15 protein-coding genes are annotated in these 19,890 nt (G+C 58.1%); 4 read left to right on the forward strand and 11 right to left on the reverse strand.

All coding sequences use genetic code 11. The features are described from left to right. Window positions 1–43: 43 nt before the first annotated feature. Window positions 44–1,405 (reverse strand): MFS transporter, encoded by a 1,362-nt coding sequence (locus U5A65_RS02065; RefSeq protein WP_321945316.1) that lies wholly within the window; start codon window positions 1,403–1,405, stop codon window positions 44–46. A 936-nt stretch (window positions 1,406–2,341) separates the two neighbouring features. Between U5A65_RS02065 and U5A65_RS02070 the strand changes: the two genes are divergently transcribed. Further along, the gene (locus U5A65_RS02070; RefSeq protein WP_321945317.1) at window positions 2,342–3,388 is read left to right on the forward strand and encodes a GlxA family transcriptional regulator; all 1,047 of its coding nucleotides are present in this window, start codon (window positions 2,342–2,344) and stop codon (window positions 3,386–3,388) included. Window positions 3,389–3,511: 123 nt separating this feature from the next. On the opposite strand, the gene U5A65_RS02075 is transcribed toward U5A65_RS02070, so the two are convergent. From U5A65_RS02075 to U5A65_RS02090, 4 genes are all read right to left on the reverse strand, one after another. Next, window positions 3,512–3,865 (reverse strand): RidA family protein, encoded by a 354-nt coding sequence (locus U5A65_RS02075; RefSeq protein ID WP_321945318.1) that lies wholly within the window; start codon window positions 3,863–3,865, stop codon window positions 3,512–3,514. A 13-nt stretch (window positions 3,866–3,878) separates the two neighbouring features. Further along, on the reverse strand, window positions 3,879–4,229 hold the full coding sequence (locus tag U5A65_RS02080) for a cupin domain-containing protein (protein WP_321945319.1): 351 nt from the start codon (window positions 4,227–4,229) through the stop codon (window positions 3,879–3,881). A 123-nt stretch (window positions 4,230–4,352) separates the two neighbouring features. Beyond that, a complete protein-coding gene (locus U5A65_RS02085; protein ID WP_321945320.1) occupies window positions 4,353–5,405 on the reverse strand; it encodes a proline racemase family protein in 1,053 nt (350 codons plus the stop codon). A 103-nt stretch (window positions 5,406–5,508) separates the two neighbouring features. Then, entirely contained in the window at window positions 5,509–6,891 is a 1,383-nt protein-coding gene (locus U5A65_RS02090) for an MFS transporter (RefSeq protein WP_321945321.1), read from the reverse strand. A 276-nt stretch (window positions 6,892–7,167) separates the two neighbouring features. On the opposite strand from U5A65_RS02090, the gene U5A65_RS02095 reads away from it, so the two are divergent. Next, window positions 7,168–7,953: a glutamine amidotransferase gene (locus U5A65_RS02095; RefSeq protein ID WP_321945322.1), complete on the forward strand. Its 786-nt coding sequence runs from the start codon at window positions 7,168–7,170 to the stop codon at window positions 7,951–7,953. A gap of 127 nt (window positions 7,954–8,080) precedes the next feature. Here U5A65_RS02095 and U5A65_RS02100 read toward each other — a convergent pair whose 3' ends face one another. Both U5A65_RS02100 and U5A65_RS02105 read right to left on the reverse strand, forming a co-directional pair. Then, window positions 8,081–8,851, reverse strand: a complete 771-nt coding sequence (locus tag U5A65_RS02100) for an NAD(P)-binding domain-containing protein (protein WP_321945323.1) — start codon at window positions 8,849–8,851, stop codon at window positions 8,081–8,083. Window positions 8,852–9,103: 252 nt separating this feature from the next. Then, window positions 9,104–12,154: an FAD-binding and (Fe-S)-binding domain-containing protein gene (locus U5A65_RS02105; protein WP_321945324.1), complete on the reverse strand. Its 3,051-nt coding sequence runs from the start codon at window positions 12,152–12,154 to the stop codon at window positions 9,104–9,106. Between the two features lie 151 nt (window positions 12,155–12,305). Between U5A65_RS02105 and U5A65_RS02110 the strand changes: the two genes are divergently transcribed. Then, a complete protein-coding gene (locus U5A65_RS02110) occupies window positions 12,306–13,193 on the forward strand; it encodes a LysR substrate-binding domain-containing protein (RefSeq protein WP_321945325.1) in 888 nt (295 codons plus the stop codon). 28 nt (window positions 13,194–13,221) lie between these two features. Here U5A65_RS02110 and U5A65_RS02115 read toward each other — a convergent pair whose 3' ends face one another. Beyond that, window positions 13,222–14,367: a branched-chain amino acid ABC transporter substrate-binding protein gene (locus U5A65_RS02115; protein ID WP_321945326.1), complete on the reverse strand. Its 1,146-nt coding sequence runs from the start codon at window positions 14,365–14,367 to the stop codon at window positions 13,222–13,224. An 842-nt stretch (window positions 14,368–15,209) separates the two neighbouring features. Here U5A65_RS02115 and U5A65_RS02125 point away from each other — a divergent pair. Beyond that, window positions 15,210–16,022, forward strand: a complete 813-nt coding sequence (locus tag U5A65_RS02125) for a MerR family transcriptional regulator (RefSeq protein WP_321945327.1) — start codon at window positions 15,210–15,212, stop codon at window positions 16,020–16,022. 81 nt (window positions 16,023–16,103) lie between these two features. Here U5A65_RS02125 and U5A65_RS02130 read toward each other — a convergent pair whose 3' ends face one another. The 3 genes from U5A65_RS02130 to U5A65_RS02140 form a co-directional block, all read right to left on the reverse strand. After that, window positions 16,104–17,531, reverse strand: coding sequence for an amino acid permease (locus U5A65_RS02130; protein ID WP_321945328.1), 1,428 nt, complete (start codon window positions 17,529–17,531; stop codon window positions 16,104–16,106). A gap of 91 nt (window positions 17,532–17,622) precedes the next feature. Continuing rightward, on the reverse strand, window positions 17,623–17,970 hold the full coding sequence (locus U5A65_RS02135) for a cupin domain-containing protein (RefSeq protein WP_321945329.1): 348 nt from the start codon (window positions 17,968–17,970) through the stop codon (window positions 17,623–17,625). A gap of 15 nt (window positions 17,971–17,985) precedes the next feature. After that, a complete protein-coding gene (locus U5A65_RS02140) occupies window positions 17,986–19,407 on the reverse strand; it encodes an FAD-dependent oxidoreductase (protein ID WP_321945330.1) in 1,422 nt (473 codons plus the stop codon). Window positions 19,408–19,890: the final 483 nt, after the last annotated feature.

Below are 19,890 nucleotides of genomic sequence, written 5' to 3' on the forward strand. Positions count from 1 at the left end.
TTCCACTCGCATGCCGATACAATCTCCCTTGGTCGCGAACAAGCTAGTGGGCGTACCCAGCAGCCGTTTCCGTGAGGCTCTTGCCTTTCGTCTCGGGCGCTAACCACTGCGACAGTGCCGCGCCAAAGCCAGCAATACCGGCAGCGATCAGCATAGTTCCCGAGGCGCCGATGTGGATCATCGACCACGGCAAAAGGAACGTTCCAAGACCTGCTCCAATTCGGCTAACGGCAGTGGCAAAACCCGTACCGATACCACGAGCCTCAGTCGGAAAGACCTCGCCTGGATAGATGCCCGTCAACGTGTTGTACCCTGCGTTGAAAAACGAGAAGACGAGGAATAGCGCTAATACTGCTGCCGGCGGGGCACCGGACCACAGGCCAATGGCAGCGAGAACCGCCGTGCACAACCACTGGGGCGGAACAGTCAGCGTGCGACGGCCAACCTTTTCGATTAACAGTACCGTGACCACGACGCCAGCCAAAGCAACGACCGAGAGACCGATGCCGCCTGCGAGTCCACCGCTCAAGCCGTATTTCTGAAGCACGCTGTCTGCGAATGTCCCAATCGCGAAGTACGGCGTGACTGCGCAGAACCAGAACATCGACATGAAGAGCGTTGCCCGCCAGTATTGCGGCGAGAAAAGCATTCCGAGCCGTACGCCGTTCGTGGTGGTACCTTCGCGCTCGACATCAGCAACATCTGCCGCGTTAGCCATATACCGTCGGGCGAGGACACGCGCCTCGTCGACCCGTTTCTGATTCCACAGCCAGCGCGGGGACTCAGGCAAGCCGAACCGCGCAAAGAACAGGATTACTGCGATAAACGTACTCGTTCCAAGGATGAACCGCCAGCTCAGGTGTGTGGACTCATTCAACGCAAAACCGACAGCATAGGCAACCATGAATCCCGCGTACCAGGCGATCAGGGTTAGCCCCATCAACCGACCTCGCAGTTTCGCGGGCGCGAATTCCGACATGAGCGGCCAGCCGACGGAATATTCCGCGCCAATCGCGACGCCCATTAGCAGACGCGCAACGAACAGTTGCAGCGGCGAGCTAACAAAGAACTGCATGGCAGAGGAAATCACGAACAGACCCATGTCAGCCAGAAACATCGGCTTGCGCCCGTACTTGTCGGCGGCCCAGCCACCGAGTGGAGAGCCAAACAAGATGCCGAACAACGCGCCGGCAGCAATCAAACCCTCCCACAGTGTCGAAGTGCCAAGCTCTGCGGTTAGCCTTGCGGTCACCGGGCCGACGATCCCGAGGATATAGCCATCGAGGAACATTCCTCCGGTCAAGACGAAGAGCATCCTCATCATAAAGCGCCGTTTAAAGGCTAGGGATGTCTGCGCGTCATTCGATTCGCCGAAGCCGGCTAAAGAGCTACTCTGCAATGACATGGTACTTCCTCCTGTTTTATGCAGCGTGTTTTCGGCCTATGTTGAAGCCGCGCTGCTGGCAAAACGTCTCTCTATTCCTCGACCACCTACCGGCAATAAAATCCGGCCGCGCAACCCCCATTAAATTCAGGAGTGACGTAAATCTTTTCATTATCCAGAAAGGAAAACTTTTATCCAACCTTAAAAAACACCAAGTTTTCATATGTTTATGAAGTACATCCTTCTCCATAAACATCAAGCTCAATAGAATCGACATAAAATCATAAAGCAGCACACTTTATATTGCTCGGCTCGGAGAAATGAAAACTCAAATAGCATCGAATCCCTCTAATTCAGGGGGGGCTGATAAGGGATGTTTTATTGTTGTAGTAAGTATCGGATTCTGGTGCGTCACTCGTCTATAACCAGCGGGACAATTGCTATGATGCGGGTGCAGACTAGGGTATCCCCTTAACCCTCCTATCACGATCGATCGTTCATGCGATTATTTCGGTTGTCTGACGATGTGCGACTATTAAACAATGTAGTTAATTATTTTATACATTGCACCTTCCTTCCATTGAAGTTTGGCACTACCCAGAGCCCAATCGTCTGAAGCGCTCGCCACCCTATGCGCGCAGAAGCCGCCCGCTGCCGGCATTGCGCTTTAACAACGTCAGCGAATGAGGACGATGAGAGATTTCTTTCTTCATGTCGGATCTTTCGATCGATGTAAAACGGGGGGGAATCCCCAAACACAGCAAGTGCCCCCTGACGGCGCTGTCAGCGCCTGCGAGACTCCAGGTCCTATGGGTTTCCGACCTGGGAGCAATCTCGTAAGCACTCCGCCAAAATGGCACAAATGTTATATTTTTCGGTCCCTTGGCAACATACAAGACAGGGAAAGAATCCTATACTCAGTGCATAAAGGATTTTTCATCTCTCCGAGGATGGGCGATGACGACAGAAAACGAATACATTGGAGACGTAGGCGAAGATTTCCTGGAGACGCCGCCATCCCGGCCGGATCTTCGGGTTGGCTTCATATTGATGAATCAGTTCACACTGGTTCCCGTCGCCGGCCTGGTCGATTCGTTGAGATTTGCTGCGGACAAGTCGTTCCGTAGCCGTCAGATTTTCTGCCAGTGGGACTGGATGACGTGCAACGATCAACCGATCGCGGCAAGTTGCGGCATGCCGATCTTACCCACAAAGCCACTGGGGCAGCTCGAGTTATACGATTACGTCGTTGTTGCCGGCGGTCTACTCTCGGAAACGCGTGACCCTCCCTCCTGGCTGCTGGACGCTCTGCGCAAGGTCCATGCTGCAGGCATCCCGATCATTGGCTTATGTTCCGGTTCATTCGTGCTCGGCAAGGCCGGCTTGCTCGACGGTCGGCGATGTGCGGTCCACTTCACCATTCGCGAGGAATTTGCCCAGCGCTTTCCGCGGGCAACCGCATTGATCGACAAGAGCTACGTGGACGACGAAGGGATCATTACGTGCCCTGGCGGAACCGCTATCGACCTGGCCGCGGGCATGATCCGACGCCATTGCGGCGAGGTTCGTGCACAAAAGGGCCTCAAGTATCTGCTGGCCGACGCGGCACTCGAAAAAGCGCCCGAGCGCGACTCTGACAGCGAGCCTCATGTGTACCAGGACGAAACTGTGCGCAAAGCGATCGCATTCATGCGGTCCAACCTGAGCTCCGCCGCTACGCTGTCGGAAGTCGCCGAGCATGCGGGCACGAGCCCACGGCAGTTGCACCGTGCGTTCCTGAGCAACACCAACGACGCGCCTGCGAACTACTGGAGAAAACTCAGGCTCGAATACGCCCGCAAGCAACTGGCGGACACGAGCCGAAACGTTACCACCATTGCGCTGGAAGCCGGATTCTCCGACGCGTCGCACTTCATCCTCTGGTTCAGGAAGCAGTATGGAGAAACGCCGGCTGTCTACCGGAAACGCCGGCACGTGGTCGAGCGGCTGGTAGCAGCGACCTGATCCGCATATTCCTCTCTTGAGAGGCTGTTCGCCTTCGCGGAGGCGCTTTTTGACACCGTGACGCCGCGGTGTGCATGCTGGCCGCCGGCACTACACATTTCCGATGCCTTGAGTTGACGTCGACTACAGCGTTCCAGACGCCTGAATCTCGATGAGATAGCTTTCGTGTGCCAGTTCGGCACCGACGCAGGCCCTAGCGGGCTGATCCGCATTGCCGACCCAGCCGTCGTAGATCCGGTTCATCGCATCGAAATCCTTCATGTCGGCGAGCCAGATCTGAATCCGGGTAACGTTCGCCTTGCAGGCGCCCGCCTGTTTCAGCAATGACTCTAACTGTGCCAAGACCGAACGCGTTTGATCCTCAATGCTATGGGCCACGCCAGGATCGGCCACGATGCCTGACGTTTCAAGGCGGTCGCCAGACACCACTATGCCGCTTGCCCGCGGACCGACGCCAAGTCTTGCGATTTCACTCATTTTCGTCGGCACCTCAGAACAGCACGTAGGTTTTACGCAGCGTCTCACGGATATCCCAGACGCCTTCACAGTTCGCAGGGAACAGCACCGCGTCGCCGGCCCGTAGTTCAACCGGCGTGCCGCCATCCGGCGTGAAAATGCACCAGCCGCTAATGATGTGGCTGAACTCGCGATTCTTCAAATGACGACGGAACTGGCCGGGTGAGCTTTCCCACACACCCACGCTCGCACCCACGTTGTTCGCCTCTTGATGTTGCGCCGTGCCCTGACTGGCTACCGTATCTCCAATTGGCAATTTAGCTTGTTGAAGTTCACCTAGCGTCGCTGCTCCTGCATTACGAACCACCGTAAGGACTTGAGTCATATGATGGACCTCCTAAAATTGGTATTACGAAATGTTAATCGACGTCCATTCGTGATACGGACGTCGTGAATGGAGACAGGCAATAGTCCGACGAGTCTCCATCCGGAATCTAGAAAACTTCGATTACGCCCAGATATCGCCGACGGTGAACCCCTCCGTAAAGGGATCGTCGTTGTCCAGGACGATGGTGTTCAAGCCGTAGATCCAGCTCGTACCCGTCACTGTAGGAACGACCGCTACTTTGTCGCCGATCTTCGTCTCTTCCACGAGTCGGCCGGTATAGACGTTCCCGACAATGCCCTGATGGCGGAAATCCTGGTGCAGAGGCAATTCACCCTTCGCATGCAGCACCGCCATCTTTGCACTCGTGCCGGTACCGCACGGGCAACGATCGAGCGCACCCGTCCAGGTCGCGGGATCGTCCCAGGAGAAGTCCCCAGACGCCATCGTCACCACGTTTCGCCAGTCAGCTTTTGGATCGTCAGTCGGACCAGACAACTGCGAAATCGTGATGCCGACACCAGGGTAGTCGGGGTGCGCGACTGGCAACTGCTCGATGGCCGCCTGCCGGATCATCGAAGACACGCGTGCGATTTCCGCACCATGCTGCGGAATGAGCTGTAACCCCTTGAACTGGCGAACGTCGGCGATGACGTAAAACATTCCGCCCCAACCTACATCGACTGTCACCTTGCCCAGATGCGGGACGTCAATCACGGCATCCAGGTGCGCGGCAAACGCCGGTACATTGCGGAATGTCACGCTCTTGACCTTGCCGTCCTTGCATTCAGCCTTGACGCGAATGAGGCCGGCCGGAGCTTCAAGAACGAGTTCAGTCACGGGCTCCTTCATCGGGAGCATGCCCATTTCGAGCAGGACGGTCACGACCGAAATCGTGTTCCCGCCCGACATGACCGGATACTCGATCTGCTCCATGATGATGTACCCGGCGTCCGCCTCGGGATGATTCGGCGGCACGATGATGTTGCAACAATGGGCGGGGTAGCCACGAGGTTCCCGCAGCATCAGCTTGCGCAGCTGGTCGTCGTTTTCCTCCAGCCACTTCATCTTCTCGTAGACGCTGTTGCCGGGGATGTGCGGTACGCCTCCGGTAATGACGCGCATGGGTGTACCGGCATGCGTATCGACAGCATGAATCGTTCGTTTGAATCCCATCTTGCCACCTTGATTAGCTGTTTTCACTGGACCTGGAGCGTCTCTGAAGACGTTCCGGTTTTAACGTTTCTGTTCGCAACGCCCCACTCGCGTCGACCGACCGTCACCGGGATGACACGTCGCTCCGATAGGCCACCTTACTCTTGCGCTCGTCATCGTTGACCGATCCTGCGTGGTGAAGATCCATCGCCCGCGTCTCGGGTGCCATCGCGACCGTAACCCAAAGTCCGATCACGGAAATACCTACCGCCGCGTACATCGTATGCACGATTCCGAACGAACTGAGCGACATGGGAACGAGATAGGTACCGATTGCTGCCCCGATTCTCGAAAGAGATGTCACCAGACCGACTGCCGAACCGCGGATGATGGTCGGAAACAGCTCGTTGGGGTATACGTACTGGAGCACCTGGGCGCCACCGATAAAAACCGCATAAGCACCAAAGAGCAGCAACGTCAGCATCGCCGGGCCTTGCGGGAAAACGCCCAACAAAAGGAGCGAGAGACCGGACCAAAGGAAGCTATGAATGAGCAATTTGCGTCGGCCAAGCGGATTGACCAGTTTCACCGCTAAAAAGCAGCCGATCACAAACATCAACGTAATCGCCACCGAACCATACGACGCCATTTCACCCGTCAGTCCCATCGCCTGCAAAATCGTGGGTGCAAATGCGTAGACCGCAAACTGCGGCACAATCGAGCAGGTCCAGAATACGCTGACAAAGAAGATCCGCTTTCCGTAAGCCGAATGGAACAGGGACCGGACCGAAACCGCTTTTTCCGGCTGCTTTTCCGGAAGATTCTGGATCGACCAGTCTTCTCCATAGACCCGCTTGATGACGAGATCGGCTTCGGCATACCTGCCCTTGCTCAAAAGCCAGCGCGGCGACTCCGGCGTTCCGGCCCGCATGATGAGGAAAAGCGCGCCAGGCACCGCGGCACTCGCCAGCGCCCAGCGCCACGCTTCGTCACCCCCAACGCGCAATATGATTTCGCCGATGATATACGCGGCCCCAGCGCCCACAAACCACATCATCACGAGACTCGCCAGTAGCGAGCCGCGCTGCTTCTTCGGCAGGAACTCCGCCAACAGCGACGTCGCCAAAGGATGATCGGCGCCAATCGCCACGCCAAGCAACAGACGGAGGATTACCAGTTCCCATGCTGTCGTCACCCAGAACTGCGCCAGCGAAAAAGCCGCGAGGGCGACGAGCACCAGCAGATAGAGCACCTTGCGGCCTAGCTTGTCCGTAAACAGTCCGCCGACAAAGCCGCCCAGAAACATGCCAAAAAGCGGGGCTGCAGCGATCAATCCCTGTTGCAGCACACCCAGCTTGAGCGCGTGGGTAAGCTGCAGCATGATGACGCCGATAATGCTCAGGACATAGCCGTCCAGAAAGGGCGCCGCCGAAGAATAGGCCGTGAGTTTTTTATGAAAGCTGTTTAACGGCGCATCCTCTAGCGACATTTTAGGGTTCCGGTACATGGGCGTCTCCTTGCTTGTTTGCCGATTACCTTTTTGGTGTAGCGAGTATCGATTTCCGGGGGGAAACATGCATATAAAGAATGAGGCAATTGCTGTGACGTCTCTGCCACCCAGGGTATCCACTAAACATCGATCGCTACGCCGCATGGGAACTTCCATTCGACTTGCCACGCGTCGATCAGCGTGGGTAAAACGCCATTTTGATAGGCTCTTGGTGATTGCCATACCGTCCACTGCTACACTATGCAATCGTCTTTCTCACTGCCAGCCAACCTCATGTCGTCCCATTCCGCCACCACGCACGGGCAATCCGACAAACCGCTTCTGATTATCCTCGCAGGCCGCACCTTTCCCGAAATCAGCCGTACCACCGGCGACTTTGACGACTGGATCGCGACAGGACTAGGCGAGCGAGTGATGCATCGCTGCGTGGATGCGCGCGAGATGCCGGAGTTCCCGTCCCTGAGCGACGTGGCGGGGGTCATCGTTAGCGGCTCGCATGCCATGGTGACCGAACGAGCGCCGTGGAGCGAGCACCTCGCCCGCTGGCTAAAGCTCTGCGTTGAAACGCAAGTGCCTGTGCTCGGCATCTGCTATGGCCATCAATTGTTGGCACATGCTTTGGGCGGCCGCGTGGACAATCATCCGCAAGGCATCGAAGTGGGCACGCGAGATGTCGAGACCCTGGCATCCGCCAGCCAAGACCCATTGTTTGTGGGCCTGCCTCACAACTTTCCCGCGCAGTTGGTCCACCTGCAATCTGTGCGCGAATTGCCAAGCGACGCTGTATTGCTGGCGCGCAGCGCGCATGAGCCGCACCAAGCGTTTCGCGTCGGCTCCTGTGCGTGGGGCCTGCAGTTCCACCCGGAATTTCACGCAGCCGCCATGCATGGATATATCGACCAGTTATCGACGGACAATAGTGATTTGGTAATTGATGCGGAGGCACTGCACAATGCAGTCGAACCGACACCCGCAGCAGCGAGCCTTTTGAAGCGATTTGCTACTCTCGCCGTATCCCGCACACGCAGCGAAGCGCTCTCCGAGCCGATTGTCAATTGACCTGGGAATGGCGAGAATAGGCCCCAAAGGGGTTGAGTGGTCGGAATCTGGACCTGACGATCCCCGCCCCCCCCCCGAGTCAAGACGTTGGTCCTGTGAGCGACGGAGACCTGACGCCAGCCGACTATTATTCAACGCCGGTCAGCAGCGCATCGAATACAACTTCACACGCGGCGTTCCAGGCGGCATTGGCCTGGTGGAGACCGAGCATTTCGAGGCCCTGCGCGCTAAAGGTACCGTCGGTGGCGATCGATCGCCCGAGATCGCGGATTGGCAGCGAATCGCGATACCTCGCGTACGCTACGCAGTCCTCAATACTGCTTAGCACTAACTCCCGCGCGCGATCGGACGAGAGTCCCTTCTCGATCAGCCAGTGCTGGAGATCATGCAGCAGGAAGTAAAACCATCCATTCATGCAGGCGCTGACCGTTGCCAGTTCGAATTCATTTTCGCTTCCAAGCGCAATCAAATTCCCCAGCGTCCGCAGTAGTGCGCGCGCCGACAAATCGTCCGGATAAATCGCTACAGTCGAACGGTTTATCTCGGCCGCGTATGAGAGCATGGCACGCACGCATGCTTTCGTCCCGAAGAGCTGTTGCAGTTCGCCAAGCGATACACCACTCACGACGGAAATTAGCTTTTGCTCGGGTCTTATCACGAGGTCGCGAGCGAGATCAGGCAATTGCGCAGGTCGAACGCCGATGAGAACGATGTCAGCATGATCGACCACCGCCTGATTGTCCGGCATCACGCGACACGCGGCATCTCGAGCGAGTCCCTGCGCCTTCTCGTGGTTGCCCGGTGACAGGTAGACTTCCACCGGCAGACCACCGCGGAGAAAACCGCGCACCATTTTTTCGGTGAGGTCACCGACACCAAGAATGCCCAGTTTGAACATGCAAAGGCTCCGCGCTAAAGTCAGCTTCTATGCCGAACCAGTTTCCCCCAGGGGTGGCGGCGTCACCCGTCGTTTCCAGCTCAGGTGAAACCCGCCACAGCTAAGGTCGTCAGTTGGCTTCGCTCTACGCTTTCAGGTTCCATACGGATTCATGCCGAAAGTATCGAATCGCCATAAGCCGGCCGCATATAAGAAAAACGGCATTTCCTATGACACGACTGCCACCCAGGGTATCTCCCTACGGTTCGATTGTCATTGAACGCGGCGAAGCTGGTCCAGCAAGACTTGCAACGGATGACGCAATTGCTTAGCGGCCAGACGCTTCACCTGGGACCGGCAAGAGTAGCCGGTCGAGAGCGCTTCCCCTTGCTGCTCCTCTGGCGCCTCGATATGTGCCGCCCACGACTGTGCGTAAATCGTCCGGGAAGTGCTGACATTGCGCGCCTCGTGGCCATACGTGCCGCTCATCCCGCAGCAGCCTGTAGCCTTGACCTCCAGACGCAGCCCCCGGCGCGCAAAAAGCTGCGCCCACTGCTTGCTGCTGTCCGGCGCGTTGGTCTTTTCGGTGCAGTGCGGCAGCAGCCGGAATTGTTCGGCGGTCCCTATTCCCGCGCTTTCGGGGAGCACATCGAGCAACCATTCCTGCGGCAAGGCAACCTGCGGCACGTCGGTCAATCCGGGCACCTTAAGATATTCCTGGCGATAGACCAGTGTCATGGCAGGATCAAGCCCGACAAGCGAAACACCAGACTTCGCCAGTCTGCTCAGCTGCGTAGCGTTGCGAATCGCCGCTTTGGCAAACGCGTCGAGAAAGCCTTGCACGTGCAGCGGTTTGCCATTCGGAACGAGCGGCGCCAACCAGACCTGGAAACCCAGGCGCGCTGCCAGTTCGATCAGCGTGGCCAGTTGCTCCGTATCGAAATAACGTGTAAACGTATCCTGGACGATGACTACACTGCGAGCACGCTGTGCGGGGCTCAACCCTGCGAGCGCACTGGGATCCGCTGGCCGCACCTGCCACTGCCGAAGGACTGCCGCGAGGTCGATGCGGCTGAGCAGCGGACTGTCGACCATGCCGATGTGTCGCTCAAGCAGCGTGCGAAGCCAGCCTGCACCCATCAGGCTGTTGTATACGACGGGCAACCGCGCCATCCACGGCATCGTAAATTCGAGCGAACCGATCAGATAGTCTCGCAGCGGCCGCAGATACCGGCGGTGATACAACTCTAGAAAACGCGAGCGGAATTCGGGCACGTTGACCTTGACCGGGCACTGACCGGCGCACGACTTGCACGCGAGGCATCCGGCCATGGCATCGTATACTTCGTGCGAAAAGTCCGGCTCGCCGTTATGCGCGGCCCGACTGTTACGCCAGCGCTGAGCCAGAGTACTAAGGAAGGGTTGCCGCGTACGGCCGACCGCGACGACATCGACACCGGCCTGCCCCTGAAGGCGCAGCCACTCCCGCATCAGCGACGCCCGCCCCTTCGGCGACTGCACACGTTCGCGCGTCGCCTTCCACGACGGGCACATCGCATCGTCGGGGTCGAAGTTGTAGCACGCACCATTGCCATTGCAATGCATGGCCGTTCCATAGCTTTGCCAGACACGCTCGTCTATCTGCCGGTCAAGTTCCCCGCGCGTGGGCACTTCGTCGATCTTCAGCAGCCGCAGTGTGCTTTCTGCGGGCGTTGCGATCTTGCCCGGGTTGAACTGGTTGTTCGGGTCAAAGGCTGCCTTCAACTGCTGCAGTGAAGGATACAGCTCACCGAAAAACGCCGGCGCATATTCGGAACGTACACCCTTTCCATGCTCGCCCCACAGCAAGCCACCATAACGCTGTGTGAGTTGCGCGACCGCATCAGAGATCGGCCGCACCAGTGCGGCTTGCACCGGATCTTTCATGTCCAGCGCGGGACGTACATGGAGTACACCCGCGTCGACGTGGCCAAACATACCGTATTGGACGTTGTGGCCATCGAGCAGTGCGCGAAACTCTTCGATATAGTCCGCAAGATTTTCGGGAGGCACTGCTGTGTCCTCGACAAACGGCTGCGGGCGCGCCTCGCCTTGTACGTTACCAAGCAAGCCCACGGCGCGCTTGCGCATCGAATATACACGCTTGACCGCGTCCTCACCGCTCGCCAGCGTGTGCCCCTGGCGTTCGACGCTATGATCCGTTTGCAGATGCGTCGTGAACGCAAGGACACGCGCGTCCACCGCATCCACGTCGTCCCCGCTGAACTCAATGAGATTGATGCCGAGCGTGGGCTGGCTTGCGTCCTGCGGAAAATATTCGGAAACGCTATTCCAGACGAAATCCTTCATAGCCAGCAGCAGCACTTTTGAATCGACCGTTTCGATCGACAGGGGCCGATGCTCGATCAGCGCGCGCGCATCGCGCAATGCATCCATGAAGCTCCCATAGCGCACGTTGACGAGCACGGAGTACTTCGGGATGGGCAGCACGTTGAGCTTCGCCTCAACAACGAAACCCAGCGACCCTTCCGCGCCGCAAAGCACGCTATTGAGATTAAATCGGCCATCGGCCTCGCGCAGATGTGCGAGGTCATACCCCGTCAGGCAGCGATTGAGCTTGGGAAACTTCGCCTCGATCAGATCCGCCTTGTCGTCGCTTATGCGGCGCGCCGTGCGATAGACCTTGCCGATCCGGTCCTTGCGCGCGCACTGGACTTCCAGCTCGTCGGCTGCCAGCGTCTCGCTATGCAGCGGCTCGCCCCCAAGCAGCAAAAAATCCAGCTCAAGCACGTGGTCGCGCGTTTTCCCATACGTGCAACTTCCCTGTCCGCTTGCATCGGTGTTGATCATTCCACCTATCGTTGCGCGATTCGAAGTCGACAGTTCGGGAGCGAAAAAGAGGCCATGAGCCTCCAATGCGACATTGAGCTGATCTTTCACTACCCCAGCCTGGACTCGCACCCATCGCTCCGCGACATTGATCTCCAGAATCTGGTTCATATGTCGCGAAAGGTCGACGACGATGCCGTCGGTCAACGACTGCCCGTTCGTGCCGGTGCCACCACCGCGCGGAGCCACAGCCACTTCCCTGTGCGCCGGTTCCGCCAGGAGCCTGGCCAGAAGCTGGACGTCGCCGGCGTGAGCAGGACAGACAACCGCCTGCGGAAGCCGCTGGTAGATCGAGTTATCAGTGGACAGGACGGTCCGGTTGGCGTAGTCCGCGCTGATTTCCCCTTCGAAGCCGGCCCCTTTGAGGGCGGTCAAAAATTGACGGTACGAATTCGCCGGCGGTTCGACGGGACGGGGCAATGGAGCGATCGACATGAGAAAAAGCCGTAAAAATGGGGATTGATCCTTGAGAGTCGGATCGAAACATGAGTTTTCCGCAGGTTTCACCAACTCGACAATTCCAGTATCTTCCTAGCTGGCTGGAGAAACAAACGAATTCCTCTCCCTTTAAACTTGCAGAAAATTCATGAATTACCGCCGCCTGACGCCCTCAATGTCACTCCTTCTTGTGTTCGAAGCCGCCGCGCGTCACGAGAGCTATGCCCGCGCTGCCGATGAACTGTCCCTCAGTCAGAGTGCGATCAGCCGTCAGGTTCAAACGCTTGAAGACCAGCTCGGCGTGGCGCTCTTTCGTCGTGAGGGGCGCTCGGTCAAGCTGACCGAAGTGGGCGGCCGATACTTTGTCGAGTTAAGCGGTGCGCTCGGACGCATTCGCGGCGCGACCTTGCAGGCAATGTCTCAACAGGCAGGGGCCGGCACGCTGCGGCTGGCAACCTTGCCCACGTTCGGCTCCAAATGGCTCCTTCCACATCTGCACGAGTTTTATGCTGCGCATCCGGGCGTGAACGTCCACATTCATTCGCGAATCGGCACGGTCAATTTCCATGGCGATGACATCGACGCGGCGATTACGGTGGGAATGGGCGATTTGCCGGGACTAACTGCCCACCGCCTCTACAACGAGTTCCTCATTGCCATTGCCAGCCCTGACTCGCTTGACGGATCGGTTGACGAATGCACTCCATCGTGGGCGATGAAGCAGACGCTGTTGGGCGTCACGAGCAATCAGAAGGCCTGGGCCGAATGGTTCTCGCACTACCAACTGGATCACCGGCACATGCGGATCGGCCCGAGCTTCGAATTGACGTCGCATCTAATACAAGCGGTTCGCGCAGGCATGGGAATCGGCCTCGTCCCGAAGGTGCTGGTCGAAGACGAGCTCAACCGCAAGGAACTCGTCTCGATCGGCCATCCGATCAGCAGCCAGCGCAGCTATTACCTTGTCTACCCTTCGAGCAATGAGGCCCTGCCCTCACTCGTCGCATTTCGCGGCTGGCTATTGCAGTCGTGCTGACAACGAAAGTCCGGACATCAGTTTCTCGTCACTGGGCAGAGACCGTCGTTACCGGCACCCACTTCGCGCCTTTGACCTGGTAGAGCGTCGAAGTCGGCTTCAGCAGATCGCCGTGCTGATTGAACGAGATCTCCCCTGTGATTCCCTTGTACTGGGCCTTGCGTAATGCGGCCGTCAACTCGGCGGGATGAGCGGAACCGGCACGTTTCATCGCATCGATGGCGACCCATGCGCAGTCATAGGCGAAGGGCGCATAGGTCAGCGGTGCTGCACCAAAGCGTTGTTGAAACTTCTTCGCGAACGCAGTGCCTTCCGGTAGTGATTCGACCGGGCGGCCGTATTCCCATGCCATTGCGCCTTCGGCCGCAGGACCGCCGATAGAGATAAAAATGCTATCGGCAATGCCACCGCTACCGACGAACTGCGTATGCAGCCCCAGTTGTTTCATACGCTTCACGATCAGGCCTGCCTGATTATCCCCGCCCCCGTAGAACAGCAGATCGGCATTGGCAGCCTTGATGTTGGTGAGTTGGGGGCTGAAGTCGACCGCTTTGTCATTCGTGAATTCGGCAGCGACAATCTTCCCCCCCGCTGCCTGGACCGCCTTCTTGAACTCTTCCACCGCACCTTGTCCGAAAGCCGTGCGATCGTCCATCACGGCGATGCGCTGAGCCTTCGTTACGTCGACCGCATATTTGCCGGCGCTGCCGGAGTTCTGCGTGTCGGTCGCGATGATTCTGAATACGTTGTTCCCCGCTTGCGTGATCGCAGGGTTCGTCGCGGCAGGGTCGATCAGGGGAATACCGGCACGGGCATAGATCGGGACGGCAGGCAGGGCCACGCCGGAATTGTAATAGCCGACCACGACGGCGACGCCATCATCGACGAGTTTCTGGGCCACCTGGACGCCGATACGCGGGTCGGACTGGTCGTCCACCGAGTCCAGCTCGAAGCGCACCTCCTGACCTCCGAGTTTGATGTGCTGTGCGTTAGCCTCTTCCACCGCAAGGCGCACACCGTTTTCCATGTCTTTCCCGTTCGGCGCATTTATGCCAGTCAGGGGCGATGACACGCCGATCTTGACTACCTGCTCCGCGGCAACCGGAAGGCTGGCTATAGCAAGAGACACAAGAGCGGCACCTGCCAGTAAGTGTCGTGAGTAAATGCGAAGCATCGGTTTAACCCTCCGCCGGCTCAACGCCGGCAATCGAAACGCCCCAGAGACGAAACAATCAGAGACGACTTCTCGCCTACTCGCAGCATGAGGCAGTGCTTGCGGAAGTCTCTGACTGATTTTTCGACGTAGTATCGAACCGGGCGATCGACTCGCATATAAGAAATCGGGCGATAGCTATTATGTTGATGCCGTCGAGGGTATCTCCCAGGTCTAGCCAGCGGGCGAGGGCCCACAGGAACGACCGTCGGTGCGTACCCGCGTTAACAAGACACTTAAATCGAGGCCGTGTGGGCCTTGCTACGCGAACTGCCGCTGCCGACCTTCTCACTTGGACATCACGGACCACGACTGATGCCACACGCTCCCATCGGCGCATCAGAATGGCGACGTCAAGCCGGCGGTCGCAACACATGCCAGGCACGGGATAAAAGGCGTTAGCGTTGGAGGCTAGTGCATATTGCGCTGGATGATTGAGCCAACCGTGCTCTGTAGTGGTCAACTAATCCGGACAGCCAGATAGGTTCTTTTGCTATCGGTTTCGCCTCGTAAGCGGCGGGCGACAGATAGCCTAGCGTGGAGTGCAAGCGCACCGGATTGTAGAAAGCGACGATGCACTGGTTGATATTGCGCCGAGCCTCATCGTGGTTGGCGTACTGACGGCATCGCAACCGCGCGGTAGCTTCTTCGCACGACCGACCGGAATCAAATAACCCGGTAAAATATATCGGCTCCGCAGTGTGGAGGAGAACACCGCAAGGCCGATCGCCCCGCCGAAGTGCTTGATCTCATCAACGGACTCTTCCCACTTAAGCTCGCCCCCGAAAGCCTGAGGAACACGCATGTCTTTGCATCGCATTACCGACGTCGCCCGCCTGACAGGAACGAACGTCTCCACATTGAGACTGTGGGAGCAGCATGGGCTAGTATCGCCGAAGCGCTCAGCGATGGGGCAGCGCGTTTTCGATCAGGCGGATATCGAGAAAATTCGCGTGATACAGCACATGCGCAAAGTCGAAGGGCTGAATATGTCGGCCATTCGCAAGGCGCTAGCGGAAAGAGACTTCAATTTCTCCGCCGATATCCCAACGGAAAGCCCCAATGAGAACGGGCAAACCGGATTGGGTAGCCGCTTTCGGCTGGCCCGGAGAAAGGCCAACATGTCGCTGCGAGAAGCGGCTGAAGCGTCGGGCCTTCCGGTCTCTTTTATCTCGACGTTTGAACGCACATCGCAAGGCGCCACTGTCGCGAGCATGCAGGCTCTGGCGTTGTGCTATGGAACTACGGTCACGGACATCTCGCAGCCGTCCAGTCGCGGTACGCATCGCGAGGTCGTGCGTCGAGGGAAGGAGCGAACTGTGCCGGGCTTTGGACAAAATATTCGTATCCTGCAGCTGGCCGAGTCGCTCAACCTGCTCGATTGCCAAAAGTGGGTGCTTCAGCCCGGCGCAGAGAGCAGCGGATTCTACTCGCATGAAGGCGAGGAATTCATCCACGTCCTGTCTGGCACATTTCAGATCTCCGTGGACGATGTGCAGCACGTACTCGGTTCGGGAGACAGCATCGCATTCTCGAGTCAGCGGCCCCATAGCTGGAAAGCCACGGGCGACGAGCCAACCGTTCTCATGTGGGTCAACACCCCGAAGAGCTTCTGATCCGCTGCGTGCGCACGCGCCGCGGCAGCTGGCACGCACCCGGACCATCACGGAGCTCGCATCAGTACGTCGATCTTCCCACTACCTGGTAACCGCACGCTCGGCCGTCGCCATTTGCGTGTAGCCTGCCAGCGGAGGACGCTTGCCAATGCCGTAGCGCTGCGCCGTTGCGCCCATGGCCACGATGACTGCAGCAAGTGCCGACGTGTACAGCACCTCTTGTCGGTACGTGCCTTCCACCGCCATCGTAATCAGTGCCCCGATGACAAAAACGATGACTGCCCAGGTCAACCACGGAAACAACCACATCTTCAGCTCCAACTCGATGCCTTGTGCTTCCAGGCGCTGACGCATACGAAGCTGGCAGCACGCAATCGTTAGATAGACAAACAACGCCACGCAGCCAGTGGTCTGCATCAGGATATCGTAGAGGTCCATCTTGGACTTCGCCATCATATAGACAGCGACAAACGCAAACACACTAGAGATCACCACGGCCACATAGGGCGTACCCGTGCTTGCGGCCGTGATGCCCATGACGCGGTGCGCGTCGCCCCTGCGCGAAAGCGAATAGAGCATGCGTGAGGCCGTATAGAGCGCCGAATTGAAGCAACTGCAGACTGAAGTCAGCACTACGCAGTTCACGATCAATTGAGCATGAGGAATGCCAAGTGCGTCCAGCGCCACGTTATAGCTGCCGCGCGTCGGGTCAACGAGAGCTGGATCGTTATAAGGCACAAGGCAGACAACCAGAAAGAGCGAACCCACGTAGAACAGGACGATACGCCATACGACGGAACGGATCGCCTTGAGAATCTCCTTGCCAGGATTGACAGACTCGCTCGCCGCCACGGTGACCACCTCGGCGCCGATCATCGCGAACATCACCCCGAGTAACGCGGTGACTACGGATTTGGGTCCTTTCGGCATAAATCCCGAAGCCGTTAGCTGCGCGATGCCCCGTGCATGACCGAAGGGCCAGAGATGGACGATCGCAAGAGAGCCGATCACCAGGAACAAGACGATCGCCGTGACCTTGACCAGCCCGAACCAGAATTCGAACTCGCCGAAATTCTTCACGTTCATGAGATTTGCGCCGATCAGCGCGATCGTCAGCATCAAGGCGAATCCCCAGTCGGGTATCGGCGCAAACCACGCGTGCAGAATCTGCCCCGCGACGTACGCCTCCCATCCCATCAGCATGGCCCAAAAGTACCAGTACAACCAGCCGATGGTGAAACCCGCCCAGCGCCCGATGGCGCGGTCAGCGTATGTCGAGAACGAACCTGTGTCCGGCTGCGCAATCGCCATTTCGCCCAACATGCGCATGACGAGAAAAACCAGGATGCCGCCGGCGAGATAGGCGAGCACCACCGCCGGACCAGCCAGCGCGATCTGCTTTCCTGAGCCCACAAACAAGGCCGCGCCAATGACACCGGCAATAGAGATCATCGTCATATGGCGTGACTGAAGGCCGCCTTTGAGTTTGCCGCCGTGTGAACCCGACATAGTGTCTCCTTTGCAGCGTTTGAATCGCTACGTGTCAAATCTGATAGTCCTGCATGTGCCCTTGTCGTCGGCACACGAGCGTCCACGCGAATCAGTTGATGATCAAATACGATTTGCGCAGATCTTCGCGAACGTCCCAGACTCCGTGGCAGTTCGCGGGAAAGTAGACGCTGTCTCCGGCTCGCAACTCGATAGGCGGCTGTCCGTCGGGTGTGAAAATGCAGTGGCCGGCCAGGATGTAGCTGAACTCCCGCTTAACCACCTGCCTGCGCCAGATGCCAGGCGTGCATTCCCATATTCCCATCGCAACGCCCTCCTCCATCAAATGCCAATCGCGCGCGGTTCTCGTTTGCGACATCGGCATGCCAATCGGTGCAGAAACTGGCGACCACGGAGAAAATCTCACACCCTCTTCGTTCCGGTAGACAACAGGTTTCATATTGATTTCCAATCCTTAGTATTTATCTTCAAGCCCAGACGGCGCCAGTTTGGCCAGCATCCGGTCGATCGTTCCTGGCGCGCTTCCAACCGCCTCGCGAGATTCCTTCCTGCGCACGGCCCCGCGCACCAGAGAGCCGCCGAGATACTTGATCGGCTCTGGCGGAAATGACTTCGCGTTGCGCTCAACGAGCGCGCAGCCGCTCCATTCGTCCTTTCGCTGCAACGCGAGGCTGGCGAGGATTCTCCCGCCGATCCGGCTGGGGCCGACACCATTGCCGCTCCAGCCAACGCCGTAATGGATATGGTTCGTGCCCGACAACGTGCCGAATACCGGAAGGCTGTCGTAAGTGCGGTCGATCGGCCCCGACCACGCATGCGAGATCCGCACGTCAGAGAGCGCCCGATAAGTGCGTCTGAAGTCTCGCTCTGTCATGGAGCAGCTCTCAGCGTGGTGGCTGAAAGTCGTGTCGATCACCCCACCTCTGGCTAGCGCACCCGTGCCTTTGCCGAAGGCAATGCGTCCGTCTCGCGTCGTCCGGTAATAGTCGACCATCAACTGCGAATCGGTGATGGCCTCGCCGCCCGTCCAGCCGAGCGCTCGCAACCGCTCAGGAATGGGCTCGGTAACCACGATCGAGCTGTTCACTGGCACGATCAAACGCTCGATCTCAGGGACGGCAGTCGCCCATGCGTTCGTTGCCAGTACAACAGCATCTGCCCTGACCTCTCCATATGGCGTACTAACAATTGAAGGTCGATCATGGCTTATCTCGCGGACAGGCGTGTTTTCGTAAATCTTGATGCCACGCTCCAGCGCCACTCTGCGCATGCCCCGAACCAGGGCAGCCGGTTGCACGGTGGCGTTGGTGGGCTCGAATACCGCTGCTCGGTGCATCGCTGAGCCGGTTCTACGAGTGACGTCGCCAGAAACAACGCGCTCGAATGGACGCACGCCAAGCCTCGCGCAGGTTTCGACGGTCGCCGCCCAAGCATCGCCCTGCGCTTCCGATGTCGACGTCCATAGCCAGCCGGAGCGCCGGAAATGCGCATCGATGCCGTGCCGTTCGCAGAACGCGCCGAGTTCCTCGATCGCATGTTCCGACGCGCGCGCGAGAAAGAGCGCGCTTTCGACCTCCATGAAGCCCAGCAACGATGAAATCTTGGGCCACCACGACATGACAAAACCGCCGTTGCGACCGGACGCGCCGCCTCCGCAAACGTCGCGTTCGAGTATGACGACCTTCGTTTCCGGGCTGATTTCAAGAAGAGTCAAGGCCGTCCACAGGCCCACATACCCGCCGCCGACGATCACGACATCGGCCACCTCACGAGTCGTTAACGAAGCGGCGGCCTCCAACTTCGGCTCGGCTTCCTGCATCCAGAAACTTCGCTGGAGCGGCGCGACCTCTCTCGCCGAAGATTTCAATAGTTTCATAAATCTATGATTTGTCTAGAATTTCTGGTGGCATTCGTCAAAATGGCTGACGATTTACGTGAAACATAAATGCTACATGTTTTCTGTAGGTTCGCACGATAGGGCAATCGCGAGAACGAAGTAATCAGGGTTTTCCCGGTCATGACGGACGGCCGAGGCGTAGGGCCAACGAACTTGACGAGGCTCGGTACGTTCCCTCTCCCTAGCGACGAGGTCGAGAATCGTTTCCTCCATCATCAACTGCGGTCAATTCGATGCACAGGCGTCAGCACGTGTCCGCTCGCATCCCTCGATGCGTCTAGGCAGTGGCGCTAAATTGCGCTTTCACAAACACGGCCCCGACTCCAGAGCAGCCCGGAGCAACGCCATCCGCATACGTATTGCGTCGCTCATGCGATTGCTTGCAGAGACCTCACCGAGACCGGACCGAGGAGCGCGGAATGAAACAGTGCCGTCAGGGGGAGACGGAGCGCCTAAGTGATG

It is taken from the genome of Paraburkholderia sp. J10-1 (genome assembly GCF_905220165.1).
Lineage (GTDB): Bacteria > Pseudomonadota > Gammaproteobacteria > Burkholderiales > Burkholderiaceae > Paraburkholderia.